22 protein-coding genes are annotated in these 26,392 nt (G+C 58.8%); 5 read left to right on the forward strand and 17 right to left on the reverse strand.

Annotated elements, in window-relative coordinates; genetic code table 11:
- Positions 1 to 54: 54 nt before the first annotated feature.
- From ACYZTK_RS09830 to rpsB, 17 genes are all read right to left on the reverse strand, one after another.
- Positions 55 to 1,002, reverse strand: coding sequence for an acetyl-CoA carboxylase carboxyltransferase subunit alpha (locus ACYZTK_RS09830; protein WP_462014256.1), 948 nt, complete (start codon positions 1,000 to 1,002; stop codon positions 55 to 57).
- A 153-nt stretch (positions 1,003 to 1,155) separates the two neighbouring features.
- A complete protein-coding gene (gene dnaE / locus ACYZTK_RS09835; RefSeq protein WP_462014257.1) occupies positions 1,156 to 4,677 on the reverse strand; it encodes a DNA polymerase III subunit alpha in 3,522 nt (1,173 codons plus the stop codon).
- 76 nt (positions 4,678 to 4,753) lie between these two features.
- On the reverse strand, positions 4,754 to 5,380 hold the full coding sequence (gene rnhB, locus ACYZTK_RS09840; RefSeq protein WP_462014885.1) for a ribonuclease HII: 627 nt from the start codon (positions 5,378 to 5,380) through the stop codon (positions 4,754 to 4,756).
- A gap of 7 nt (positions 5,381 to 5,387) precedes the next feature.
- Positions 5,388 to 6,521 (reverse strand): lipid-A-disaccharide synthase, encoded by a 1,134-nt coding sequence (lpxB, locus tag ACYZTK_RS09845; protein ID WP_462014258.1) that lies wholly within the window; start codon positions 6,519 to 6,521, stop codon positions 5,388 to 5,390.
- Positions 6,522 to 6,523: 2 nt separating this feature from the next.
- On the reverse strand, positions 6,524 to 7,300 hold the full coding sequence (lpxA, locus tag ACYZTK_RS09850) for an acyl-ACP--UDP-N-acetylglucosamine O-acyltransferase (RefSeq protein WP_462014259.1): 777 nt from the start codon (positions 7,298 to 7,300) through the stop codon (positions 6,524 to 6,526).
- Complete coding sequence (gene fabZ, locus ACYZTK_RS09855) at positions 7,297 to 7,737, reverse strand: 3-hydroxyacyl-ACP dehydratase FabZ (RefSeq protein WP_462014260.1); 441 nt, start codon at positions 7,735 to 7,737, stop codon at positions 7,297 to 7,299. Before fabZ ends, lpxA begins: the two co-directional genes overlap by 4 nt.
- Positions 7,738 to 7,846: 109 nt before the next feature.
- Positions 7,847 to 8,902: a UDP-3-O-(3-hydroxymyristoyl)glucosamine N-acyltransferase gene (gene lpxD, locus ACYZTK_RS09860; protein ID WP_462014261.1), complete on the reverse strand. Its 1,056-nt coding sequence runs from the start codon at positions 8,900 to 8,902 to the stop codon at positions 7,847 to 7,849.
- Between the two features lie 3 nt (positions 8,903 to 8,905).
- Positions 8,906 to 9,409 carry an OmpH/Skp family outer membrane protein gene (locus ACYZTK_RS09865; protein WP_010462812.1) on the reverse strand — a complete coding sequence of 168 codons (504 nt, stop codon included), beginning with the start codon at positions 9,407 to 9,409 and terminating at the stop codon, positions 8,906 to 8,908.
- A 45-nt stretch (positions 9,410 to 9,454) separates the two neighbouring features.
- Positions 9,455 to 11,830: an outer membrane protein assembly factor BamA gene (gene bamA / locus ACYZTK_RS09870; protein ID WP_462014262.1), complete on the reverse strand. Its 2,376-nt coding sequence runs from the start codon at positions 11,828 to 11,830 to the stop codon at positions 9,455 to 9,457.
- A 74-nt stretch (positions 11,831 to 11,904) separates the two neighbouring features.
- Positions 11,905 to 13,257 carry a sigma E protease regulator RseP gene (gene rseP / locus ACYZTK_RS09875; RefSeq protein ID WP_462014263.1) on the reverse strand — a complete coding sequence of 451 codons (1,353 nt, stop codon included), beginning with the start codon at positions 13,255 to 13,257 and terminating at the stop codon, positions 11,905 to 11,907.
- Between the two features lie 56 nt (positions 13,258 to 13,313).
- Positions 13,314 to 14,504, reverse strand: a complete 1,191-nt coding sequence (gene ispC / locus ACYZTK_RS09880; RefSeq protein ID WP_462014264.1) for a 1-deoxy-D-xylulose-5-phosphate reductoisomerase — start codon at positions 14,502 to 14,504, stop codon at positions 13,314 to 13,316.
- Positions 14,501 to 15,307 carry a phosphatidate cytidylyltransferase gene (locus ACYZTK_RS09885; protein ID WP_462014265.1) on the reverse strand — a complete coding sequence of 269 codons (807 nt, stop codon included), beginning with the start codon at positions 15,305 to 15,307 and terminating at the stop codon, positions 14,501 to 14,503. The genes ispC and ACYZTK_RS09885 overlap by 4 nt, the downstream gene beginning before the upstream one ends.
- Entirely contained in the window at positions 15,307 to 16,062 is a 756-nt protein-coding gene (gene uppS / locus ACYZTK_RS09890) for a polyprenyl diphosphate synthase (RefSeq protein WP_462014266.1), read from the reverse strand. The genes ACYZTK_RS09885 and uppS overlap by 1 nt, the downstream gene beginning before the upstream one ends.
- A gap of 13 nt (positions 16,063 to 16,075) precedes the next feature.
- A complete protein-coding gene (frr, locus tag ACYZTK_RS09895; RefSeq protein ID WP_462014267.1) occupies positions 16,076 to 16,633 on the reverse strand; it encodes a ribosome recycling factor in 558 nt (185 codons plus the stop codon).
- Positions 16,630 to 17,373 (reverse strand): UMP kinase, encoded by a 744-nt coding sequence (gene pyrH / locus ACYZTK_RS09900; RefSeq protein WP_003172271.1) that lies wholly within the window; start codon positions 17,371 to 17,373, stop codon positions 16,630 to 16,632. The genes frr and pyrH overlap by 4 nt, the downstream gene beginning before the upstream one ends.
- A 210-nt stretch (positions 17,374 to 17,583) precedes the next feature.
- The gene (gene tsf, locus ACYZTK_RS09905; RefSeq protein WP_033056302.1) at positions 17,584 to 18,447 is read right to left on the reverse strand and encodes a translation elongation factor Ts; all 864 of its coding nucleotides are present in this window, start codon (positions 18,445 to 18,447) and stop codon (positions 17,584 to 17,586) included.
- A 191-nt stretch (positions 18,448 to 18,638) separates the two neighbouring features.
- On the reverse strand, positions 18,639 to 19,376 hold the full coding sequence (gene rpsB / locus ACYZTK_RS09910) for a 30S ribosomal protein S2 (RefSeq protein WP_003219330.1): 738 nt from the start codon (positions 19,374 to 19,376) through the stop codon (positions 18,639 to 18,641).
- Between the two features lie 374 nt (positions 19,377 to 19,750).
- Here rpsB and map point away from each other — a divergent pair, with 374 nt between their 5' ends.
- The 5 genes from map (at position 19,751) to ACYZTK_RS09935 (ending at position 26,377) form a co-directional block, all read left to right on the forward strand.
- Positions 19,751 to 20,533: a type I methionyl aminopeptidase gene (gene map, locus ACYZTK_RS09915; protein ID WP_462014268.1), complete on the forward strand. Its 783-nt coding sequence runs from the start codon at positions 19,751 to 19,753 to the stop codon at positions 20,531 to 20,533.
- Positions 20,534 to 20,577: 44 nt separating this feature from the next.
- Positions 20,578 to 23,280 carry a [protein-PII] uridylyltransferase gene (locus ACYZTK_RS09920; protein ID WP_462014269.1) on the forward strand — a complete coding sequence of 901 codons (2,703 nt, stop codon included), beginning with the start codon at positions 20,578 to 20,580 and terminating at the stop codon, positions 23,278 to 23,280.
- 189 nt (positions 23,281 to 23,469) lie between these two features.
- Positions 23,470 to 24,669 carry a succinyldiaminopimelate transaminase gene (gene dapC / locus ACYZTK_RS09925; protein WP_462014270.1) on the forward strand — a complete coding sequence of 400 codons (1,200 nt, stop codon included), beginning with the start codon at positions 23,470 to 23,472 and terminating at the stop codon, positions 24,667 to 24,669.
- A 167-nt stretch (positions 24,670 to 24,836) separates the two neighbouring features.
- A complete protein-coding gene (locus ACYZTK_RS09930) occupies positions 24,837 to 25,568 on the forward strand; it encodes a M12 family metallopeptidase (RefSeq protein WP_462014271.1) in 732 nt (243 codons plus the stop codon).
- A gap of 65 nt (positions 25,569 to 25,633) precedes the next feature.
- Positions 25,634 to 26,377 carry a M12 family metallopeptidase gene (locus ACYZTK_RS09935; protein ID WP_462014272.1) on the forward strand — a complete coding sequence of 248 codons (744 nt, stop codon included), beginning with the start codon at positions 25,634 to 25,636 and terminating at the stop codon, positions 26,375 to 26,377.
- Positions 26,378 to 26,392: the final 15 nt, after the last annotated feature.

Raw genomic sequence — 26,392 nt, forward strand, 5'->3', positions numbered from 1 at the left:
CAAGATCAAAAGATCGCAGCCTTCGGCAGCTCCTACGGGGGTATCGCTTGGTCTTTAGAGACCGTAGCTCATCAGGCGCTCGTAACGGCGCTTGAGCAGCGCTTCGTTGTCGAACTTCTTCAGCATCGCCAGTTGCGAGCTCAGCTCGGCACGGATCGATGCGGCAGCAGTTGCCGGGTCGCGGTGCGCGCCGCCCAGAGGCTCGCCAATCACCTTGTCGACAATACCCAGGCCTTTGAGGCGCTCGGCAGTGATGCCCATGGCTTCAGCAGCATCCGGGGCCTTTTCTGCGGTTTTCCACAGGATCGAGGCGCAACCTTCCGGCGAAATCACCGCGTAGGTCGAGTACTGCAGCATGTTCAGCTGATCGCAGACACCAATCGCCAATGCACCACCGGAACCACCCTCACCGATCACGGTGGCGATGATTGGGGTTTTCAGGCGCGACATCACACGCAGGTTCCAGGCAATCGCTTCGCTCTGGTTGCGCTCTTCGGCGTCGATACCCGGGTAGGCACCCGGGGTGTCGATGAAGGTCAGGATCGGCATCTTGAAGCGTTCGGCCATTTCCATCAGGCGGCACGCCTTGCGGTAGCCCTCCGGACGCGGCATGCCGAAGTTGCGGCGAACCTTCTCGCGCACTTCACGGCCTTTCTGGTGACCGATGATCATCACCGGCTGATCGTCCAGGCGGGCAATGCCGCCGACGATAGCAGCGTCGTCGGAGAAGTGACGGTCGCCGTGCAGTTCGTCGAACTCGGTGAAGATATGCTCGATGTAATCGAGGGTGTACGGACGTTTCGGATGACGCGCGAGACGTGCGATCTGCCAGCTGGTCAGCTTGCCGAAGATGTCCTCGGTCAGGGTGCTGCTCTTGTCCTGAAGGCGGGAGATCTCATCGCCGATATTCAGCGAATTGTCATTACCGACCAAGCGCAACTCTTCGATCTTGGCTTGCAGGTCGGCGATCGGCTGTTCGAAATCTAGAAAATTCGGGTTCATAGGCGTCCGTCTTGGGTCGACATCCAAGTGAGCTTGGGTCGGCCGGTTGTCTATTCGCGCCCTACCTTAAGGGAGAGGCGCGTTCAGGTCGAGATTAAAAAGTTTGGTCGAGATCAGGGCCATGTGCTTGATGGCAATAATGGCACCTGACCGTCAACGGTATTGGAGGAAGACGTTGTCTCGCCCGAACTGGTCACGCAAGGCTTGAATCAACGCATCCGCCGGGTCGATCCGCCAGGTCTCGCCGAACTGCAGCAAGGCCTTGGCGTCGGGGCTCGTGTACTCCATGGTGATCGGACACGCGCCGCGATGGCGCTTGAACAATTCACCCAGCCAGCGTAGCTGATCGCCTTTCAAGTCCTTGGTCTGCAGCTTCAGGCGCAGGCTTTCGGCCAGGTTGGTGCGCGCATCCTCCATGCTCATCACGCGCTTGACCCGCAGGCGCAAGCCGCCGGAGAAGTCATCGTTGCTGACCTCGCCTTCGACTACCACCATCGCGTCGGTCTGCAGCAGCGACTGCGCGGAATGGAACGCTTCGGCAAACAGCGAGGCTTCAATCCGGCCAGAGCGGTCGTCCAGGGTAATGAACCCCATCTTGTCGCCCTTCTTGTTCTTCATCACCCGCAGCGCGATGATCATGCCGGCCACGGTCTGGGTATCGCGCGCCGGTTTCAGGTCGATGATGCGCTGACGGGCGAACCGGCGAATCTCGCCTTCGTATTCGTCGATCGGGTGCCCGGTCAGGTACAGGCCCAGGGTGTCTTTCTCACCTTTGAGGCGCTCCTTCAACGTCAGCTCTTTCGCCTTGCGGTGATTGGCGTAGACGTCGGCATCTTCCTCGACGAACAGCCCGCCAAACAGGTCGGCGTGACCACTGTCGTGGGTGCGGGCGGTCTGTTCGGCGGCCTTGATCGCCCCTTCCATCGCATTGAGCAACACCGCGCGGTTCTGGTCGATGCTCGCCTGATAAGCCTTCGGTTCGTCGTGAAAATATGGCCCCAGACGATCCAGGGCACCACTACGGATCAAACCGTCGAGGGTGCGCTTGTTGATGCGCTTGAGGTCGACCCGGGCGCAGAAATCGAACAGATCCTTGAACGGCCCGTGCTGGCGCGCTTCGGTAATCGCCTCGACCGGCCCTTCGCCAACGCCCTTGATCGCGCCCAGACCGTAGATGATCCGGCCCTCTTCATTCACCGTGAACTTGAACTCCGAAGTATTCACATCCGGCGCGTCGAGACGCAGCTTCATGGTGCGAATTTCTTCGATCAAGGTCACGACCTTGTCGGTGTTGTGCATGTCCGCCGACAGTACCGCGGCCATGAACGGCGCCGGGTAGTGGGTCTTCAGCCAGGCCGTCTGGTACGACACCAGGCCATAAGCCGCAGAGTGCGACTTGTTGAAGCCGTAACCGGCGAATTTCTCCACCAGGTCGAAAATGTTACCGGCCAGGTCTGCTTCAATATTGTTGGTCTTGCAACCTTCAATGAAACCGCCGCGCTGCTTGGCCATTTCTTCAGGTTTTTTCTTGCCCATGGCCCGACGCAGCATGTCCGCACCGCCAAGGGTGTAACCGGCCATGACCTGGGCAATCTGCATCACCTGTTCCTGATACAGGATGATGCCGTAAGTCGGTGCCAGTACTGGCTTGAGGCCTTCGTACTGGTAGTCCGAGTGCGGGTACGCCAGTTCGGCGCGACCGTGCTTACGGTTGATAAAGTCGTCAACCATGCCCGATTGCAACGGGCCCGGACGGAACAGTGCCACCAGTGCGATCAAGTCTTCCAGGCAGTCGGGCTTGAGCTTCTTGATCAGCTCCTTCATGCCCCGGGACTCGAGCTGGAACACCGCAGTGGTTTCGGCTTTTTGCAGCAACTGGTAGGTCGGTTTGTCATCCAGCGGGATGAACGCGATATCCAGCGGCGGCTCATCGACCTTCGCGCGGTCGCGGTTGATGGTTTTCAGCGCCCAGTCGATGACCGTCAGGGTCCGCAACCCGAGGAAGTCGAACTTCACCAGGCCGGCCGCCTCGACGTCGTCCTTGTCGAACTGGGTTACCAGACCGTCGCCGGCTTCGTCGCAGTAGATCGGCGAGAAGTCGGTCAGCTTGGTTGGAGCGATAACCACACCACCGGCGTGCTTGCCGACGTTACGCACAACGCCTTCGAGCTTGCGTGCCATCTCCCAGATTTCCGCAGCCTCTTCATCGACCTTGATGAAGTCACGGAGGATCTCTTCCTGCTCGTAGGCTTTTTCCAGGGTCATGCCGACTTCGAAGGGGATCATCTTCGACAGGCGATCCGCCAGGCCGTAGGACTTGCCCTGCACCCGCGCCACGTCCCGGACCACAGCCTTGGCGGCCATGGATCCGAAGGTGATGATCTGGCTTACCGCATTGCGTCCGTATTTCTCGGCCACGTATTCGATAACCCGGTCACGACCGTCCATGCAGAAGTCGACGTCGAAGTCGGGCATGGAGACCCGTTCCGGGTTGAGGAAACGTTCGAACAGCAGGTCATATTCCAGCGGATCGAGGTCGGTGATCTTCTGCACATAGGCCACCAGCGATCCGGCACCCGAGCCCCGTCCAGGCCCCACCGGCACGCCATTGCTCTTGGCCCACTGGATAAAGTCCATCACGATCAGGAAGTAACCGGGGAAGCCCATCTGGATGATGATATCCAGCTCGAAATTCAGCCGGTCGACATACACCTGGCGCTTGGCGTCGTAGTCCTCGGTTGTGTCCCTGGGCAGCAACACACTGAGACGGTCTTCCAGGCCATCGAAGGACACCTTGCGGAAGTACTCGTCGATGGTCATGCCATCGGGGATCGGGAAGTTGGGCAGGAAGTGCTTGCCCAGCTTGACTTCAATGTTGCAGCGGCGGGCGATCTCGACGGTGTTTTCCAGTGCTTCGGGAATGTCGCTGAACAGCTCGGCCATTTCCTCGGCACTTTTGAGGTACTGCTGATCGCTGTAGTTCTTCGAACGCCGGGGATCGTCGAGGGCACGGCCCTCACCGATACAAACCCGGGTTTCGTGGGCGGCAAAGTCTTCCTGCTTGATGAAGCGCACATCGTTGGTCGCCACCAGCGGCGCGCCGATCTTGTCGGCCAGGGCCACGGCGCCGTGCAACTGCTCTTCATCGTTGGGACGATTGGTGCGCTGGATTTCCAGGTAGAAACGATCCGGGAACACCGCCATCCATTCGCGGGCCAGGGTCTCCGCTTCCGCCGGATTGCCACTGAGCATGGCCAGGCCGATTTCACCTTCCTTGGCCGCCGACAACATGATCAAGCCTTCGCTGGCTTCGGCCACCCACTCGCGCTCGATGATGATCGAGCCATTGCGCTGGCCGTCGATGAACCCTCGGGAGATCAGTTCAGTCAGGTTGCGATAACCCACGGCGTTCATGGCCAGCAGGCTGATCCGGCTCAGGGCGTTGTCCGGATCCTTGTTCGACAGCCACAGGTCGGCGCCGCAGATCGGCTTGATGCCCGCGCCCATGGAGGCTTTGTAGAATTTGACCAGGGAACACATGTTGTTCTGGTCGGTGACCGCCACGGCAGGCATGTTCATGCCGACCAGGGTCTTGACCAGCGGTTTGATCCGCACCAGACCGTCGACCAGGGAATATTCAGTGTGCAGGCGTAGATGAACGAATGAAGCCGGCATAGTGATCCTGTCTGTGAGCTCGAAAACAACAAGGCCCGGATTGTACCGGGCCTTGGCGAAAACATCAGCCTCGCGACTAACTCTCGATCAGGCTCTCCCGAGCCTCATACGCCAGGCGTACCGGGGCAAACGAGCGTCGGTGAATCGGCGTCGGTCCCAGACGGGCCAGGGCTTCCAGATGAACGGGGGTCGGGTAGCCTTTGTGGCCGCCAATGCCGTAACCCGGGTAGATCAATTCGAAAGCAGCCATTTCACGGTCACGACTGACCTTGGCCAGAATCGACGCCGCGGCAATGGCCGGCACCTTGCCGTCGCCCTGCACCACAGCTTCAGCGCGCATGGACAGCTTCGGGCAACGATTGCCATCGATCATCGCCAGCTTGGGCTGGATGTGCAGGCCCTCGATGGCCCGCTGCATTGCCAGCATGGTGGCGTGAAGAATGTTCAGTTCGTCGATTTCCTCGACTTCGGCACGGGCGATGCACCAGCTCAGGGCCTTCTCGCAGATTTCGTCGTAGAGCTTCTCTCGCCGGGCTTCGGTGAGCTTCTTCGAGTCGTTGAGGCCGAGGATCGGTCGGTTCGGATCGAGGATTACCGCAGCAGTCACTACTGCACCGCAGAGTGGGCCGCGACCGACTTCATCGACCCCGGCAACCAGTTCTTCGACTTCCGCGACCAAGGTGAAATCCAGCCCTATCTGCATGCTTGTCTTACTCATTATTCTGGCCAATCAGCTTCAGCACTGCATCCGCAGCCTGGTTGGAGGCGTCCAGACGCAAGGTCCGGTGAATTTCGTCGAAGCCGCGGGTCTGCTCTTCACCGCCTTCGATCAAGGGCGACAGGGTCTGAGCCAGGGCTTCGACCGTCGCGTCATCCTGCAGCAACTCCGGCACCAGCAGGCGCTGAGCCAGCAGGTTTGGCAGGGACACGTAGGGGCTTTTGACCATGCGCTTGAGAATCCAGAACGTCAGCGGTGCCAGGCGATAAGCCACCACCATCGGCCGCTTGTACAACAACGCCTCAAGCGTCGCTGTTCCGGACGCGATCAACACCGCGTTGCAGGCAGCCAGCGCCAGATGGGATTTGCCGTCAAGCAGCGTCAGGGGCAGATCGCGCCCGGCCAGCATGGCTTCCAGCTGTGCCCGACGCTGGGGGCTTGCGCATGGCATGACAAAACGCACGCCAGGGCGCATGGCCCGCAGGCGTTGGGCGGTGTCCAGGAACAGCTCGCCAAGGCGCCCGACTTCGCCACCGCGACTGCCCGGCATCAATGCGACCAATGGCCCGTCCGGCAAGCCGAGTTCAGCCCGCGCGGCGGCGCGATCAGCTTCAAGTGGAATCGCGTCCGCCAGGGAATGCCCGACAAAACGTACCGGCACGCCCTTCTCTTCGTAGAATTTGGCTTCGAACGGGAACAGCGTGAGCATCAGATCGCAACCTTCGCGAATCTTCAGCACGCGCTTCTGCCGCCAGGCCCACACCGAAGGACTGACGTAGTGCACGGTCTTGATCCCGGCCTGGCGCAGCTTGAGCTCGATATTCAGGTTGAAATCCGGGGCGTCGATGCCGATGAACACATCGGGCTTTTCGGCGATCAGGTCGGCGATCAGTTTCTTGCGCCGCCCCAACAGTTCGCGCAGGCGACCCAGCACTTCCACCAGGCCCATGACCGACAGGCGTTCCATCGGGAAGTACGAGACCAGGCCTTCGGCCTCCATCAACGGACCGCCGACGCCAATGAACTCTACCGCCGGATGCCGCACCTTGAGCGCGCGCATGAGACCCGCGCCCAGAATGTCACCGGAAGCCTCACCCGCTACCAGCGCAATACGCAAAATAGCCATGATTAACGGGTTATGCCGCGGGTCGAAGACTGGATCGAGTCACGGAACACCGCGACCTCGGGAAACTGCGCCGAGGATTCGCCCAGCTCGGCAAGTGCCTGCTCGACCGTCAGGCCCTGGCGGTAGACCACCTTGTAGGCGCGACGCAGGGCGTGAATGGCGTCTTCGCTGAAACCGCGACGGCGCATGCCTTCGAAGTTCATGCTGCGGGCTTCGGCGGGGTTGCCGAACACCGTGACGTACGCCGGTACATCCTTGCCAATGGCGGTGCCCATGCCGGAAAAGCTGTGGGCGCCGATGTGACAGTACTGATGCACCAGGGTGAAACCGGACAGGATCGCCCAGTCCTCGACATGCACGTGCCCGGCCAACGCAGTGTTGTTGACCAGGATGCAGTGGTTGCCGATGACGCTGTCGTGGCCGATATGGGCATAAGCCATCACCAGGTTGTGATCGCCCAGAGTCGTTTCCGAACGGTCCTGGACAGTCCCACGGTGAATCGTCACGCCTTCGCGGATGACGTTATGGTCGCCGATCACCAGGCGGGTTTCTTCGCCCTTGTATTTCAGGTCCGGCGTGTCCTCGCCTACCGAGGAAAACTGGTAGATGCGATTGTGTTTACCAATGCGGGTCGGGCCCTTGAGAATCACATGCGGCCCGATCACTGTCCCCTCGCCGATTTCCACACCAGCGCCGACGATCGACCAGGGGCCGACCTCGACGTCGTCGGCCAGCACGGCCGTCGGATCGATGATTGCGCGAGGGTCAATCAAACTCATAGTTTGCGTTCCGCGCAGATGATTTCAGCGGAGCACACCGGCTTGCCGTCGACCGAAGCCTGGCACTCGAACTTCCAGATCTGACGCTTGCAGCTCAGGAACTTGGCTTCGAGGATCAACTGGTCGCCCGGCAGCACTGGCTGGCGGAAACGCAGTTTGTCCGAGCCGACGAAGTAGTACAGGGTGCCGTCGGACGGTTTCACGTCGAGCATTTTGAAACCAAGGATCCCGGCAGCCTGAGCCATCGCTTCGATGATCAGTACGCCCGGCATGATTGGATGCGCCGGGAAGTGACCATTGAAGAACGGCTCGTTGATGCTGACATTCTTGTAGGCGCGAATGCGCTTGCCTTCCACATCCAGATCCACGACCCGGTCCACCAGCAGGAACGGGTAACGGTGAGGCAGGTATTCGCGAATCTCGTTGATGTCCATCATTTCGGGGGGAAGCCTATGTAAAGATTGGGAGCGCGCGACTGAAAGCGCACCCCTCTAGCAAATCAAGGAGGCAGTCTAGCGGCTGTGCACACTTGATATGGAAATGGTATCAGCCATCTGATGAAGCATTACCGTCAGGGGTCACTTCCCCTGTCCGCTTTTCCAGCTGGCGCAAACGCCGCGCGATATCATCGAGCTGACGGATGCGTGCCGCGCTTTTGCGCCACTCGGCTGCCGGCTGCATCGCCGTACCGGAAGAATAGGCACCCTTTTCGGTAATCGAATGGGTCACCATGGTCATCCCGGTGATGAAAACGTTGTCGCAAATTTCGATATGCCCCACCAGCCCAACGCCGCCGGCGAGCATGCAATGCTTGCCGATCTTGGTGCTGCCGGAGATCCCCACGCACGCCGCCATGGCGGTGTGATCACCGACCTGCACGTTGTGGGCGATCTGGATCTGATTGTCGAGCTTCACACCATTGCCGAGCACTGTATCGGCCAGCGCACCACGGTCGATCGCAGTATTGACCCCGATCTCCACGTCGTCACCCACCAGTACTCCGCCGATCTGGGCGATTTTCTGCCAGACGCCCTTCTCGTTGGCGAAACCAAAACCTTCACCGCCCAACACTGCGCCCGACTGGATTACGACCCGTTTGCCAATGCGCACGTCGTGATACAGCGTCACGCGCGGAGCCAACCAGCCACCTTCGCCGATCTCGCACCGCGCGCCAATGAAGCAATGTGCGCCAACAGTCACGCCGGCGGCAATACGCGCGGCACTCTCGATGACCGCAAATGCACCAATGCTCGCTGCCGGATCGACCACCGCATCGGCGGCGATCACCGCTGTCGGATGAATGCCGGCCGGCGCCTTCGGCTTGGGATCGAACAGGTGGGAGATGCGCGCGTATGCCAGGTACGGATCCGGTACTACCAGCACGTCACCCGCAAAGGCGTCAGCATCACCGGCTTTGAGCAACAACGCCGCAGCCCGGCAATCAGCCAGGTATTTGCGGTATTGAGGATTTGCCAGAAAGCTCAACTGAGCTGGGCCAGCCTCTTGCAAAGTGGCTAGCCCAGTAATTTCTTTCTCCGGGTCGCCACGCAGGGTGGCGCCGAGGAACTCGGCCAACTGGCCGAGCTTCATAGTCGCTGTCATGGATTACTTCAGCTGATTCATGCGCTCGATGACCTGGCGAGTGATGTCGTACTGAGGTTTGACATCAATCACTGCACCACGCTCGAAGACCAGGTCAAAGGCACCTTTCTTGATGACTTCTTCCACAGCGCTGTCCAGTTTCGGCTTGAGCTGTTTAAGCATTTCACGGTCAGCAACGGCTTTGGCTTCGTTCAGCTCCTTGGACTGGAACTGGAAGTCGCGGGCCTTTTGCTTGAATTCAAGCTCCAGACGCTCACGCTCGCCTTGCTGCATCTTGTCGCCACCGGCCATCAGGCGATCCTGAATACCCTTGGCACTGCTTTCCAGCGTCTTCAGCTTGGACAGCTGAGGGCCGAACTTCTTCTCGGCATCCACCGCGTATTTCTTGGCCGCGTCGGATTCCAGCAGGGCCATCTGATAGTTCAGGACGGCGATTTTCATGTCGGCAAAAGCCGGGCCTGCTACCAGTACGGTCGCCAGGAGAACCAATTGAGTCAACTTACGCACGATGCACTCCTACAAAATCCATTGTCGTTATCTTGGGTCAGACGCTTAGAACGTCTGGCCGAGGGAGAATTGGAACACTTGAGTCTCAGCGTCATCCGGTTTCTTCACTGGCATTGCCAGGGCGAAGCTCAACGGGCCCAGCGCTGTAACCCAGGTCACACCGACACCGACGGAACTGGCCATGTTGCTCAGGCTGATGTCGTTGCACTTGGTACGGGACGGTGAGCCATCAGCATTGGTGGTGTCCTTGCACTGCGAGTCGAACACGTTACCCACGTCCCAGAAGACCGAAGTCCGCAGGGAGCGTTGATCCTTGACGAACGGCAGTGGGAACAACAATTCCACGCCGCCCTGGATCAGGACGTTACCACCGAACGGCAGCGGATCCTGGTCCGGATCTTCCGCAGTACCTGGGTTGTTGCCACGACTTGGCGTACTGCGAGGACCCAAAGTGCTGTCCTTGAAGCCCCGAACCGAGTTGAAACCACCAGCATAGTAGTTTTCATAGAATGGCAAGCCATCGGTCGAGCCGTAGCCGTCGCCATAACCCAATTCGGTGTGCAGGCGCATGGTGTAGTTTTCGCTCAGCGGCTGGAACAACTGGCCGCGGTAATCGAGCTTGAAGAACGACAGGTCGCTGCCCGGCGTAGTAGTTTCCAGGGTCAGGCTCTGGGAACGACCACGGGTGGCCAGCACACCTTTGTTCAGGGTCGACTCCGACCAGCCGACCGACGCCTTGAAGTTCAGGTACTTGTCGCCTTCCTTGTTCACGAAGTCGAAGATCTCGTCGACGGTATAAACGCCGGTCTTGATCGTGTCCTGCTGGGCAGTCAGGCCGAAGGTCAGACGCGAAGTCTCGCTGATCGGGTAGCCCACGCTCACGCCGGCACCCAGGCTGTCTACCGCATAGCTGGCGATGTCAGTATCGAGCTCATCGTAGTCAGTAGTGCGATAGAACGCGTTGTAACCCAGGCTCACGCCATCAGCAGTCCAGTACGGGTCGACATAACCGAAGTTATAGCGGCTCTGGTATTCACTGCGGGTCAGGCCGATGCTGACCTTGTTACCGGTACCGAGGAAGTTGTTCTGGGTGATCGAGCCACCGAGGATCAGACCGGCAGATTGGGCAAAACCAACGCTGGCGGTGATGGAGCCCGAGGCCTGCTCTTCCACGCTGTAGTTGACGTCTACCTGGTCGTCGACGCCCGGTACCGCTGGGGTTTCGACGTTCACTTCCTTGAAGAAGCCCAGACGCTCAAGACGGGTCTTGGACTGGTCGATCAGGTAGGTCGAAGCCCAGCCACCTTCCATCTGGCGCATTTCACGACGCAGCACTTCGTCTTCGGACTTGGTGTTGCCACGGAAGTTGATGCGGTTGACGTAGGCACGCTTGCCCGGATCCACGCCGAAAGTGATGTCGACCGTGTGGTCTTCATCGTGCGGCTGCGGCACACCGTTGACGTTTGCGAAGGTGTAACCCTCGTTACCCAGACGGCGGGTGATCAGTTCGGAAGTGGTGGTCATCAGCTTGCGCGAGAACACCTGGCCTTTCTGCACCAGCAGCAGGGACTTGATCTGGTCCTCAGGGACTTTCAGGTCGCCGCTCAGCTTGACGTCACGAACGGTGTATTTCTCGCCTTCGTTGACGTTGACGGTGATGTAGACGTGCTTCTTGTCCGGGGTGATCGACACCTGGGTGGAAGCGATGTCCATGTTGATGTAGCCGCGGTCCAGGTAGTAGGAACGCAGACGCTCCAGGTCACCGGAGAGTTTTTCACGGGCGTACTTGTCATCGTTCTTGAAGAACGACAACCAGTTGGTGGTCTTGAGTTCGAACAGGTCGATCAGGTCTTCATCAGGGAATACGGTGTTACCCACCACGTTGATGTGCTGGATAGCCGCAACGGTGCCTTCGTTGATGTTGACCTTCAGCGCGACGCGGTTACGCGGCTGCGACACCACTTCGGTGTCGACAGTTGCCGAGTAGCGACCCTGAGCGACATATTGGCGCTGCAGCTCATTACGCACACCTTCGAGGGTGGCGCGCTGGAAGATTTCACCTTCGGACAGACCGGACTGTTTAAGGCCCTTCATCAGGTCTTCAGTCGAAATCGCCTTGTTGCCTTCGATTTCGATACTGGCGACCGACGGACGCTCGACTACCGTGATGACCAGGACGTTGCCATCGCGGCCCAGCTGGATATCTTGAAAGAAACCGGTTTTGAACAACGCACGAGTGGACTCAACCAGGCGACGATCGTCAGCCTGCTCGCCGACGTTCAACGGCAAGGCACCAAAAACGCTACCCGCGGAGACCCGCTGGAGGCCATTGACGCGAATATCAGAGATAGTGAAGGACTCGGCGTGAACTTCGGCGATCATCAATACGGTGAGAACCGCAGTTAGCAGCAGACGTTTCATGAAGTCCTTTCTTATTCCAACTGGCAATAAACAAACTGCCGCAAAATGCGGCAGATTCGCAATTCAGCGAAGCGTTACAGTCGACCCAAATCATTGACCAGAGCGAGCAACATCACTCCGACCACCAAACTGATCCCGATCTGTATCCCCCAACCCTGCACCCGATCCGACAAGGGGCGACCACGCACCCACTCGATCAGATAAAACAACAAATGCCCCCCATCCAGTACTGGAATGGGCAACAAATTCAGAACTCCCAGGCTAATACTCAGATAAGCAAGGAAATTCAGGAAATCAGCGACGCCCGACTGGGCAGAAGCGCCCGCCACTTTAGCAATGGTTATCGGTCCACTCAAGTTTTTTACCGAGAGCTCGCCGAACAACATTTTCTTCAGCGAATCGAGGGTCAGGACACTCATGGTCCAAGTGCGTCGAGCCCCTTCCCCAATTGCCGCCACGGGACCATAGCTGATCTCGCGAATCATCTCTGGTGGCCAATCGACTGCTTTTACCCCGGCACCCAGATATCCATTGGGCGCCTTGCTGTCGCCGCGAGCGGCAAGGGTGACCGGCACGTCGATTTGCGCACCCTCGCGGTCGACCCGCAGCACAACCTTGGCAGCAGGACGCAGACGCACCGTATCGACCACTTGTTGCCAGTCGTCGAGCGACTTGCCATCAAGGGCGACCAGGCGATCCCCGGTTTTCAGGCCAGCAGCCTGTGCCGGACCACTCGGATCGATCTCGGCCAGCACCGGTGGCAGCGCCGGGCGCCATGGACGAATACCCAGCGAGCGAATCGGATCCGGCTCATCTGCACCTTTGAGCCATTCATTCAGCACCAGCTCGCGCGGGGTGTCGGCTGTTGAGCCTTGATCGCGGACCAGCAGTTGCAGCGACCCGCTTTCACCCAACCGGCGCACCAGCTGCAGGTTCACCGCCGCCCAGCCGGTAGTCGGCTCGCCATCTATTGCAACAATTTCCTGCCCGGCGCTCAGGCCGGCCTTGGCAGCGATGCTCGCAGGCTCGACCGCGCCAATTACCGGGCGCACCTGATCGCTGCCCAACATGGCAAGGACCCAGAAGAAGATCATTGCCAGCAGGAAGTTGGCGATCGGGCCCGCCGCCACGATGGCAATCCGCTGACGTACGGTTTTACGATTGAACGACTGATCGAGCTGATCGGCAGGTACTTCGCCTTCACGCTCATCGAGCATCTTCACGTAGCCGCCCAATGGAATGGCGGCGACCACGAACTCGGTGCCCTGCTTGTCGTGCCAGCGCAGCAATGGCATGCCGAAGCCCACGGAGAAACGCAGCACTTTGACCCCACAGCGACGCGCGACCCAGAAATGGCCGAACTCGTGGAAGGTAACCAGCACACCCAACGCAATCAGGGTGCCGACAATCATGTAAAGCGCGCTCATCTAATTTCTCCGCAGTGCTTTCCAGTGCTGCATGGGCTTGCGTATTGCAACACGTGTTACCGCCCGTGGCGACTCAGCCATTGGCCAGCGAGTTCGCGGGCCTTGGCATCTGCCGTGAATACGGCATCGAGATCATCCACCGCGACTACAGGTTCGAGATTCAACACTTCCTCGATGATACTCGCGATTTCCAGATAACCAACCCGCCCACCGAGAAAGGCGGCAACCGCGATTTCATTTGCTGCGTTAAGCATGGCCGGCGCACTGTTGCCCGCCTCGGCCGCCTGACGCGCCAGGCGCAGGCAGGGAAAACGCTCTTCATCGGGTGCCTGGAAGTCCAGACGCGCGATAGCGAACAGATCCAGCGGCGCCACGCCCGAGTCGATGCGCTCCGGCCACGCCAGCGCGTTGGCGATCGGCGTGCGCATGTCGGGGTTGCCCAATTGCGCCAGCACCGAACCGTCGATGTAATCGACCAGGGAGTGGATGACGCTCTGGGAGTGGATCACCACCTCGACCTGGGATGGTTTGGCGTCGAACAGCCAGCAGGCCTCGATCAGCTCGAGCCCCTTGTTCATCATGCTGGCCGAATCGACCGAAATCTTGCGCCCCATGGACCAGTTCGGATGGGCACAGGCCTGTTCCGGGGTCACGTGTGCCAGTTCGGCCAGCGGTGTCTGGCGGAACGGGCCACCCGAAGCCGTGAGCAGGATGCGGCGAACACCGACCGACTCCAGCCCCCGGGCAAAATCCCGTGGCATGCATTGGAAAATCGCGTTGTGTTCGCTGTCGATCGGCAACAGCACCGACCCGCTCTTGCGCACGGCCTGCATGAACAAGGCGCCGGACATCACCAGCGCTTCCTTGTTGGCCAGCAGAATCTTCTTGCCGGCCTCGACTGCCGCCAGGGTAGGGCGCAAGCCCGCCGCACCGACGATGGCAGCCATTACCGTATCGACTTCAGGGTCGGCGGCGACCTGGCACAGGCCCTCCTCCCCAATCAATACCTGCGTCGACAGCCCGGCGGAGCGCAATTGCTCCTGCAGACGACGGCCAGCGCTGGCTTCAGGCACCACGGCAAACTGCGGAATGTGACGCACGCACAAGGCCAGCAGTTCAGCCAGGCGGGTGAAGCCGCTGAGGGCGAACACCTGGAAACGATCCGGGTGACGGGCGATGACGTCGAGGGTGCTCAGGCCGATCGAGCCGGTAGCGCCCAACACGGTGATCTGCTGAGGACGGCTCATGGCGCGGCCATCCACAGCAATACTGCAAAGACCGGGATTGCCGCAGTCAGACTGTCGATGCGATCCAGCACGCCGCCGTGACCCGGCAGCAGGTTACTGCTGTCCTTGATACCGGACTGACGCTTGAACATGCTCTCGGTAAGGTCGCCCACTACCGAGATGAACACGATTACCGCCGCACCAATCAGACCCTTGAGCAGCTCTGCCACCGTCCAGTCACGCACCAGGCCGACGATGGCCGTGATCACCAGCGCCAGCGCCAGGCCGCCGTAGACCCCTTCCCAGCTCTTGCCAGGACTGACCTGCGGCGCCAGCTTGCGCTTGCCGAAGGCACGACCGGAGAAGTAAGCCCCGATGTCTGCGCCCCAGACCAGCACCATCACCGCCATGATCAGCCAGTTGCCCAGGGGCTCCTGCTTGATCAGGATCAGACCTTGCCAGGCCGGAAGCAGCACCAGCAGGCCAATCACCAGCTTGCAGGCGGCACTCGACCAATGACTGCTCGAACGCGGATAGGTCAGCACCAGATAGGTCGCAACGCCCCACCACAGCACTGCAGCGCCCAGTACCCAAGGCGCGAGCCCGGGCAATACATGCATGAAAAACAGCATCACCGCGACGGCCAGCGCATAGGCCACGCGTACTGGCTGTGCGGTAAAACCCGCCAGGCGCGCCCATTCCCAGGCGCCCAGGGTCACGACCAGGCCGATGAACAGCGCAAAGCCGGAACCTTCCAGCAGGAAAAAGCCACACAGGGCAATCGGTAGCAGGATCAGTGCAGTGATGATTCGTTGTTTAAGCATTAAACCCGGGCTCCAGCCTCGACCTGCTCGCTCGTTTTACCGAAGCGACGCTGGCGCGATGCGAAATCGGCCAGCGCTTTGCGCATGGCGTCGTGTTTGAAGTCCGGCCAGAACAGGTCGGAGAAGTACAACTCGGCGTAAGCCAGTTGCCAAAGCAGGAAGTTGCTGATGCGGTGCTCGCCCCCAGTACGGATGCACAGGTCCGGCAACGGCAGATCGCCCGTCGACAGGCAGGTCTGCAGCAGCTCCGGAGTGATGTCTTCCGGACGCAGGTGCCCGGCCTGGACTTCACGAGCCAGGCGCTGGGCCGCTTGCGCGATATCCCACTGGCCGCCGTAGTTCGCGGCGATCTGCAGGACCAGGCGATTCGCGCCCACCGTCATGGCTTCAGCCTCGCGCATGGCGGCCTGGAGCTCGGGGTGAAAGCGCGAACGGTCACCGATGATGCGCAAACTGATGTTGTTCTCGCTCAAGCGTTTGGCCTCGCGGCGCAGCGCCTTGAAGAACAACTCCATCAAGGCACTGACCTCGGCGGCCGGGCGCTGCCAGTTTTCGCTGGAGAACGCGAACAGGGTCAATACCTCGACCCCGGCTTCGGCGCACACCTCGATAACAGCCCGCACCGCATCCACGCCGGCCTTATGACCGGCGACACCGGGCAAAAAGCGCTTCTTCGCCCAACGGTTATTACCATCCATGATAATCGCGACATGGCGCGGCACCGCAAAGGGTGCAGTCTGCTTAGTCTTTTCCATGAAAACGTGACCCTTATACGGCCATCAGGTCCGCTTCTTTCTGCTTGGTCGCCGCGTCGATATCGGCCTCAGCCTTGTCGGTGAGCTTCTGGATATCGGCAGCGGCACGACGTTCTTCGTCTTCGCTGATTTCCTTGTCCTTGACCAGTTTCTTCAGGTCGCCAAGCGCATCGCGACGGATGTTGCGCACGGCAACACGGGCGTCTTCTGCGGCGCTGCGAGCCTGCTTGGTGAAGCCCTTGCGGGTTTCTTCGGTCAGGGCTGGCATGGAAATCAGCAGCAACTCGCCCAGGTTGGTCGGGTTGAGGTTCAAACCGGCGCTCTGGATGGCCTTGTCGACTGCTCCGAGCATGTTGCGCTCGAACGCCACGACCTGCAGGGTGCGCGAATCTTTAACGGTAACGTTGGCAACGCTGCTCAACGGGGTGTCAGAACCGTAGTACGGCACCATCACGCTACCCAGGATGCTTGGGTGAGCCTTGCCGGTACGGATCTGGCCGAACGCGTGCGACAGCGAGTCCAGGGATTTCTGCATACGCTCTTGAGCGTCTTTCTTGATTTCGTTGATCATTGTTGGCCTTCCTCGATCAGGGTCCCTTCAGCGCCACCATGCACGATGTTCAGCAGGGCGCCGGGCTTGTTCATGTTAAATACGCGCAACGGCATCTTGTGGTCACGGCACAGGCAAATGGCCGTCAGATCCATCACGCCCAGCTTGCGATCCAGCACTTCATCGTAAGTCAGATGATCGAACTTCTCGGCATGCGGGTCTTTGAATGGGTCGGCAGTGTAGACGCCATCGACCTTGGTCGCCTTGAGCACGACATCGGCGTCAATTTCGATAGCACGCAGGCAGGCGGCCGAATCCGTGGTGAAGAACGGATTGCCGGTACCTGCAGCGAAAATCACCACTTCCTTGGCGTTCAGGTGGCGCATGGCTTTGCGACGATCGTAATGATCAGTCACACCCACCATGGAAATCGCCGACATCACGATGGCCGAGATATTGGCACGTTCCAGCGCGTCCCGCATGGCCAGGGCGTTCATCACAGTGGCCAGCATGCCCATGTGGTCGCCGGTGACCCGATCCATGCCGGCCGCGCTGAGCGCCGCACCACGGAAAAGGTTGCCACCACCGATCACCAGACCGACCTGAACACCGATGCCGACCAGTTGGCCGACTTCCAGCGCCATGCGATCCAGGACTTTCGGATCGATCCCGAACTCTTCCGAGCCCATCAGGGCCTCGCCGCTAAGCTTGAGTAGAATGCGTTTATAGCGAGCCTGATAACCACTGCCCTGCTGAGCCATTGCGAATCTCTCCTGCGGCGTATTTTAAAAATTCTTTGCGAGCTGTTTACAGCTGGCGCTCACTCTAGCTTGGCGCTGCTTCAGCGCCATCGGAACATGGCTTTGTAAGCCAGTTCCAAAGGGAAACCAATATAAAATTTGGCACCCCATCTGAAAAGAGGCTGCGCGCGTGAGCGGGCAGCCTCTTCAGGGCGACAGTTGAAAACTGTCTTATTGCTTGGCGGCAGCCAGCTGGGCAGCAACTTCTTCAGCGAAGTTGTCGACCGGCTTCTCGATGCCGTCGCCTACTTTGAAGTAGGTGAAGGAAACGATTTCAGCACCGGCTTTCTTGGCCAGTTCGCCAACCTTGATTTCAGGGTTCTTGACGAACGCCTGCTCAACCAAGCTCGCTTCAGCCAGGAACTTGCTGATACGGCCTTTGACCATGTTTTCAACGATGTTCTCCGGCTTGCCGGCGATCTTGTCAGCGTTGAGGGTCAGGAACACGCCCTTCTCACGCTCTACCGCTTCAGCGGAAACTTCCGATGGCAGCAGGAATTCAGGGTTGGTCGCCGCTACGTGCATGGCGATGTCTTTGGCCAGCTCAACGCTGCCGCCTTTAAGGGCAACCACAACACCGATCTTGTTGCCGTGCAGGTAACCACCAACAACATCACCTTCAACGCGAGCCAGGCGACGGATGTTGACGTTTTCGCCAACTTTGCCGACCAGAACCAGACGATCGGCTTCTTGAGCGGCGATCAGTGGAGCGACGTCAGTCAGTTTGTCAGCAAAGGCTTTTTCAACGCTGGAGGCAACGAATGCCTTGAAGTCGTCTTGCAGAGCCAGGAAGTCGGTCTGCGAGTTCACTTCCAGCAGAACAGCAGATTTGCCGTCTTCTTTCAGAGCGATTGCGCCTTCAGCAGCGACGTTACCTGCTTTCTTGGCAGCCTTGATGGCGCCCGAAGCACGCATGTCATCAATGGCTTTTTCGATGTCGCCGCCGGCCTTGGTCAAGGCCTTTTTGCAATCCATCATGCCTTCGCCGGTACGCTCGCGCAGTTCTTTGACCAACGCTGCAGTAATCTCTGCCATTTCAAAATCCTCTTGGATAGGTTTTCAACCATTCCACCCGAGCAAACGGGCGTTCAATTCTTCCCGAAGCCTTATTTGATAGCGGCTGCACGTTACAGGGCTGCAACTGCGCTGCACACAAATGGTTTTCAAGGTGGCAAAAAGGGGGCCAAGCCCCCTTTTTGCTTACTGAGTCAACGCCAAGGCGTCAATTACTCAGCTGCAGCTACCGGAGCTTCTTCAACGAACTGCTCGGTGCCACCAGCAACGTGGTTGCGACCACGGATTACAGCGTCAGCCATCGAACCCATGTACAGCTGGATAGCGCGGATTGCGTCATCGTTGCCTGGGATGATGTAGTCAACGCCTTCCGGGCTGCTGTTGGTATCGACTACGCCGATAACCGGGATGCCCAGCTTGTTGGCTTCGGTGATCGCGATGCGCTCGTGATCAACGTCGATAACGAACAGAGCGTCTGGCAGACCGCCCATGTCCTTGATACCACCCAGGGAACGATCGAGCTTCTCAAGATCGCGAGTGCGCATCAGCGCTTCTTTCTTGGTCAGCTTGGCGAAAGTACCGTCTTCGGCTTGAACTTCAAGGTCACGCAGACGCTTGATGGAAGCACGGATGGTTTTGAAGTTGGTCAGCATGCCGCCCAACCAGCGGTGATCGACGTACGGCGAACCGCAACGTGCTGCTTCTTCAGCAACGATCTTGCCAGCGGAACGCTTGGTGCCGACGAACAGAATCTTGTTTTTGCCCTGGGCCAGGCGCTCTACGAAAGTCAGAGCTTCGTTGAACATTGGCAGGGTTTTTTCAAGGTTGATAATGTGAATCTTGTTACGCGCGCCGAAAATGTACTTACCCATTTTCGGGTTCCAGTAACGGGTCTGGTGACCGAAGTGCACACCGGCCTTCAGCATATCGCGCATGTTGACTTGGGACATGATAGTTCCTTAATAAGTCGGGTTTGGCCTCCACGTATCCCAATGACCAACCAGCAGCATCAGCTGAAGGCACCCAGGTCATCGTGTCGACACGTGTGTGGATTTAAGCCTTTCGGGGTATCCCCGGAAAGCGGCGCATTTTATATCATATGGCTCGCAAAAACGGAACCCGGATTCTCAATTCCTGACGCACGCCTTTGCTGGCGCCCTTGGAATCCCTCAAGAATGCGCCCATCTATAGGGAGAAGCGATGCATAGAGGCTCAGATTTGCCCCTGTCGTCTGGTAGAATCGCGTTTTTCAGGGCTGCGAAGATCGCATGCGCACCGCCCATTTTGACTTAGTGAAGCGCCATCGAGCGCAGAGAGAGCCTGTATGACCGTCAACCTCAAGACCCCAGAGGACATCGCAAAAATGCGTGTCGCCGGCAAACTGGCCGCCGATGTGCTGGAAATGATTGCTGAACATGTCAAACCGGGCATCACCACCGAAGAACTGGACCGCATCTGCCACGACTATATCGTCAATGTGCAGCAGGCGATCCCAGCGCCGCTTAACTATAAAGGCTACCCGAAGTCGATCTGCACCTCGATCAACCACGTGGTCTGCCACGGCATTCCGAACGAGAAGCCGCTCAAGGATGGCGACACCCTGAACATCGACGTCACCGTGATCAAGGACGGCTACCACGGCGACACCAGCCGCATGTTCCACGTCGGCACTGTGCCAGTCTGGGCTGAGCGCCTGTCGCAGATCACCCAGGAATGCATGTACAAGGCCATCGAAATCGTCAAACCCGGCTGCCGCCTGGGCGACATCGGTGAAGTGATCCAGAAGCATGCTGAAAAGAACGGCTTCTCGGTGGTTCGCGAGTTCTGCGGCCACGGCATTGGCAAGGTGTTCCACGAAGAACCGCAGATTCTGCATTACGGCCGCGCCGGTACGGGCATGGAGCTGAAAGCGGGCATGACCTTCACCATCGAACCCATGATCAACCAGGGCAAGGCTGACACCAAGGTGCTGGGCGACGGGTGGACCGCCATCACCAAGGACCGCAAGCTCTCGGCCCAGTGGGAACACACCCTGGTAGTGACCGACACCGGCTACGAGATCTTCACCCTGCGCAGCGATGACACCATCCCGCGCGTTTCGGCCTGATTCAACCAGCGCAGCTCCCAGCCTATAGAAAGGAAAGCCAATCGATGCCGCAGGTGGATCCCGAACTCTTCGACCGTGGCCAGTTCCAGGCTGAACTGGCCCTGAAGGCAAGCCCGATTGCCGCCTTCAAGAAGGCCATCCGCCAGGCTCGCGAGGTGCTCGACGGGCGCTTCCGCAGCGGCCGGGAGATCCGCCGGTTGATCGAGGATCGTGCCTGGTTCGTCGATAACATCCTGCAAAAGGCCTGGGAGCAGTTCGACTGGAGTGAGGACGCCGACATCGCGCTGGTCGCGGTCGGTGGCTACGGGCGTGGCGAATTGCACCCCTACTCCGACATCGACCTGCTGATCCTGCTGGACAGCGCCGATCACGAGATTTTCCGCGACTCCATCGAGCGTTTTCTGACGTTGTTGTGGGACATCGGCCTGGAAGTCGGCCAGAGCGTGCGTTCGGTAGACGAATGCGCGATTGAAGCCCGAGCCGACTTGACGGTTGTCACCAACCTGATGGAAAGCCGCACCATCTGTGGCCCCGAGCGTTTGCGCCAGCGCATGCTCGATGTCACCAGTACCGCGCACATGTGGCCGAGCAAGGACTTCTTCCTGGCCAAGCGCGCCGAGCAGAAGGCCCGCCACCACAAGTACAACGACACCGAATACAACCTGGAACCCAACGTCAAAGGCTCGCCTGGCGGCCTGCGGGATATCCAGACGATTCTCTGGGTTGCCCGGCGCGAGTACGGCACCCTGAACCTGCGGGCCCTGGCCGGCGAAGGTTTCCTGGTCGAGAGCGAAAACGCCCTGCTGGCCTCCTCCCAGGAATTCCTGTGGAAGGTCCGCTACGCGCTGCACATGCTCGCCGGTCGCTCCGAGGACCGCCTGCTGTTCGACCACCAGCGCTCGATCGCCGGCCTGCTGGGTTACGAAGGCGATGATGCCAAGCAGTCCATCGAAAACTTCATGCAGCAGTATTACCGGGTGGTCATGAGCATCGCCCAGCTCAGCGACCTGATCATCCAGCACTTCGAAGAAGTCATCCTGGCACCGGAAGACGAAGCTGCGCCGCAACCGATCAACTCCCGGTTCCAGCTGCACGACGGCTACATCGAGGCGCGCAACGACAACGTGTTCCACCGCACCCCGTTTGCCATGCTCGAAATCTTCGTGCTGATGGCTCAGCAACCGGAAATCAAAGGGGTGCGCGCCGATACGATTCGCCTGCTGCGCGAGCACCGGCACCTGATCGACGACGAATTTCGCAACGACATCCGCAACACCAGCCTGTTCATCGAGCTGTTCAAGTGCAAGATTGGCATTCATCGCAACCTGCGACGGATGAACCGTTACGGCATCCTTGGGCGCTATCTGCCGGAATTCGGTTTCATCGTCGGGCAGATGCAGCACGACCTGTTTCACATCTATACGGTCGACGCTCACACCCTGAACCTGATCAAGCACCTGCGTAAGCTGCAGTACACCCAGGTGTCGGAAAAATTCCCGCTGGCCAGCAAGCTCATGGCCAAGCTGCCCAAGCCGGAGCTGATCTACCTGGCGGGCCTGTATCACGATATCGGTAAAGGCCGGCATGGCGACCACTCGGAAATCGGCGCAGTCGATGCCGAGGCGTTCTGCCAGCGCCACCAGTTGCCTGCGTGGGACAGCCGCCTGATCGTCTGGCTGGTGCAGAACCACCTGGTGATGTCGACCACCGCCCAGCGCAAGGACCTGTCCGACCCCCAGGTAATCCACGACTTCGCGCAGATCATCGGCGACGAGACCCACCTCGACTATCTATACGTATTGACGGTGGCCGACATCAACGCCACCAACCCGACGCTGTGGAATTCCTGGCGCGCCAGCCTGTTGCGCCAGCTCTACACCGAGACCAAGCGCGCCCTGCGTCGCGGCCTGGAAAACCCGGTGGACCGCGAAGAGCAGATTCGCCAGACCCAAAGCGCCGCCCTGGACATTCTTGTACGCGGCGGTACCGACCCGGATGACGTCGAGCAATTGTGGGCGCAACTGGGTGATGACTACTTCCTGCGCCACACTGCCGGCGACGTCGCCTGGCACAGTGACGCGATCCTCCAGCAGCCGGCTGACGGCGGGCCTCTGGTGCTGATCAAGGAAACCACCCAGCGCGAGTTCGAGGGCGGCACCCAGATCTTCATCTATGCCCCCGATCAGCATGATTTCTTCGCGGTGACCGTGGCGGCGATGGACCAGCTTAACCTGAACATCCACGACGCCCGGGTCATCACCTCGAGCAGCCAGTTCACCCTCGACACCTACATCGTGCTCGACACCGAAGGCGAATCGATCGGCGATAACCCGGCGCGGGTGAAGAAGATCCGCGAAGGCCTGACCGAAGCGTTGCGCAATCCGGACGACTACCCGACCATCATTCAGCGTCGAGTGCCGCGCCAGCTCAAGCATTTCGCGTTTGCGCCACAAGTGACGATCCACAACGACGCCCAGCGTCCGGTCACCGTCCTGGAACTCAGCGCCCCGGACCGCCCGGGCCTGCTGGCACGCATCGGCACGATTTTCCTCGAGTTCGACCTGTCGTTGCAGAACGCCAAGATCGCCACCTTGGGCGAACGGGTGGAAGACGTGTTCTTCATCACCGACGCGAACAACCAGCCGCTGTCCGACCCGTTGCTTTGCAGCCGTTTGCAGGATGCGATCGTCGAGCAACTGACCGTCAGCCAGGACTCCGAAATCAAACTGTCGCGACTAACTATCTGAACCTGTGAAGACCGTACTCTGTAGTACCCGGCTTGCTGCCATCCCCCTGTGGGAGCAAAGCTTGCTCGCGATAGCGCATTGCGATTCGACCGAAAATCGAGCCGCTTGCATCGCGGGCAAGCCTTGCTCCCACAGAGGTTGTCGGCAAGCCGGCTCCTGCAGGATCTCCACTCCGAACGAGATTTACCGATGAACAACGCCCTGACCCAGCTGCAGCCCTACCCGTTCGAGAAGCTCCGCGCCCTGCTCGGCAGCGTCACGCCCAATCCGGACAAGCGCGCTATCGCCCTGTCCATCGGCGAGCCCAAGCACCGTTCGCCAGGCTTCGTCGCTGAAGCACTGGCCACGAACCTGGATCAGATGGCTGTATACCCGACCACCCTCGGTATCCCCGCCCTGCGCGAAGCCATTGCTGCCTGGTGCGAGCGCCGTTTCAACGTTCCGAACGGCTGGCTCGACCCGGCGCGCAACGTGCTGCCGGTGAACGGCACCCGCGAGGCGCTGTTCGCCTTCACCCAGACCGTAGTCAATCGTGGTGAAGACGCGCTGGTCGTCAGTCCGAACCCGTTCTACCAGATCTACGAAGGCGCGGCCTTCCTCGCCGGCGCCAAGCCGCACTACCTGCCGTGCCTGGATGCCAACGGATTCAACCCGGACTTCAACGCGGTTACGCCAGACATCTGGAAACGCTGCCAGATCCTGTTCCTGTGCTCCCCAGGCAACCCGACCGGCGCGCTGATCCCGGTTGCAACCCTGAAAAAGCTGATCGCCCTGGCCGATGAATACGACTTCGTGATCGCCGCCGACGAGTGCTACAGCGAGCTGTATTTCGACGAACAAACCCCGCCGGCCGGCCTGCTCAGCGCCTGCGTGGAGCTGGGTCGCCAGGACTTCAAGCGCTGCGTGGTGTTCCACAGCCTGTCCAAGCGCTCCAATCTGCCCGGCCTGCGTTCGGGTTTTGTGGCGGGTGATGCCGAGATTCTCAAAGGCTTCCTGCTGTACCGCACCTACCACGGCTGCGCGATGCCGGTTCAGACTCAACTGGCCAGCATTGCCGCGTGGAATGACGAAGTGCATGTGCAAGCCAACCGTGCGCTGTATCGCGAGAAGTATGATGCGGTGCTGGAAATCCTCGCTCCGGTGATGGACGTGCAGCGCCCGGATGGTGGCTTCTATTTGTGGCCGAACATTGACGGCGATGATGAAGCGTTCTGCCGCGATCTGTTCGTCGAAGAACATGTGACCGTGGTGCCGGGGTCCTATCTGTCCCGTGACGTTGACGGTGCGAATCCGGGTGCCGGGCGGGTGCGCTTGGCGCTAGTCGCACCGTTGGCTGAATGTGTAGAAGCGGCCAAGAGAATTCGCGAGTTTATTACCCGCAACCAGTAAATATCCCAGCCCGCACTGTTCAATGCAGTGCGGGCACTCTCATATAGCCAGTAACACTTCGCTCACAATTTAAGCTCACCATCCTGCAGAGTTCCTATTACTCTCATGCAGCACACAACTGTGCACCCTAATAAACTTTTACAGCCACTTCATGGAAGAAGTAACTAATGAACCGCATTGAAAACTGCACTCTTCTCCAATGGCCTGATGATCAGCAATCCTACGAGGCTGCCGTCAACGAAAACCCCGCAAATGCAAACGCCTCCAGCGGTACTCGCCGCAAACGTTCGCTGATCAATTACTCAAAACTGTGGGCTAACGGCCGGACGCTTAAAATCGCCTTTATCGACGACCCCGACGATAAACATAAACACAAGATTATCGAAGCCGCCAGCCAGTGGCTGCCCTATATCAATCTGAGCTTCGAATTTGTCGATGGACGTGAAGGTGATATCCGGATCGCGACAAAAAACAACGTCAACAGCTCAATGCTGGGCACCGATGCGCTGTTGATTCATCCGGACTGGCCGACTATGAATCTTGGGGTCAAACCTGAAGATAAAGACTTCGACGTGATCGTAACGCATGAGTTTGGACATGCATTAGGCGCCATGCATGAACACCAACACCCTGAGGCCAATATTCCCTGGGACAAACCGAAAGTGTATGCGTTCTACCAGAATCGGGAAATGAATCCACTGACAAAAGAACGGGTCGACAGGAACCTGTTTGAGCCCTTCGATACTATCGAAGCGATTTATACGCCGTACGACAAGAAATCCATCATGCACCACCCAGTGGCTAACACACTGACGCTGGGCGATTGGGAAATCCCTATCAACCGAAAGATTAGCAAAAAAGATAAAACACTTATGAAGTTGCTTTATCCAAAACATTAACGGTGCTTGTCAAAAAAAAACCTGCGACACGCATAGCCCATAGATTTCAAAAAGAACTATAAATCATGAACACATTTCATTTTTGCCAACCTCAAACATCTATTGACCTTCAGGCATCTTTCGAAGCCGCATCAGACGAACGAAAAAGCAACGTACTTCAAAGTAAATCAAATCGACAAAAGCGTAACGTGGGTAGCCATACCAAATTCTGGGCAACGGGCAGAACATTAAAAATTGCGATCTATCGATGGGACGACGATTTGTTCGACATCGTTAAAAATGCCATTAACCAATGGGCACCTTACGTCAATCTTGGTTTTGACTTTGTAGACCTCGACGACAATGACGAACGCTATGAAGGTGACATTCGCATTTATCTGTCACCTAACTACAACACCGTCGCTCGTTCACTCATTGGAACGGACGCAGTGGCGGCTCAACCCAGTGAAGCCACCATGTGGTTGGGGATTAACAAGACCGAGGCAAATTATGAGGCAATAGTCATCCACGAGTTTGGCCACGCTTTGGGCCTGCTACATGAGCATCAACATCCTGACGCGGACATACCTTGGGACAAGGAAAAGGCTTATGAAGCACTGGAAAGAAACCATGGAATGTCGAGGGCCACGGTGGACGCTATCGTGCTTCCTCTCGCCCGAGACAACAATACGACTTATGCACCCTATGACCGACAATCCGTGATGCATTACCCAATACCGAACGAAATCACCCTCGGTGATTGGGAGCAGTCCATGAATAAGCAACTTAGCGAAGGCGATATCGCATTTGCCCGCCAGATTTACCCGTAAGCCCAACAGTAACCG

Source organism: Pseudomonas sp. LB3P31 (assembly GCF_054897945.1).